1 protein-coding gene is annotated in these 242 nt (G+C 36.8%); it reads left to right on the forward strand.

Features of this window, described 5'->3' with window-relative positions:
* Positions 1–38: 38 nt before the first annotated feature.
* On the forward strand, positions 39–242 hold a 204-nt coding region (locus AAEY79_RS16145; protein WP_407074215.1), incomplete at its 3' end, for a lysozyme inhibitor LprI family protein.

Raw genomic sequence — 242 nt, forward strand, 5'->3', positions numbered from 1 at the left:
TTCTACAATAGACTTTAGCCTTAAAGAACGAGAGCAATATGAAAAAACTAACTTCAATCATTTTAAGTACTTTAGGAACTGCCTTATTATTTACTCATGCTCATTCAGCTAGCTTTGATTGTGAAAAAGCTGCAACTTGGGTCGAAAAAACCATTTGCGAAAGCTCTGAGCTGTCTAATCTCGATGAGGCTATGGCGAATAAGTATAAACAAGAGCTCGCTAACAACTCTGGCTATGAAGAT

This window comes from Psychrobacter sp. GW64-MNA-CIBAN-0177, assembly GCF_040309585.1.
Lineage (GTDB): Bacteria > Pseudomonadota > Gammaproteobacteria > Pseudomonadales > Moraxellaceae > Psychrobacter > Psychrobacter okhotskensis.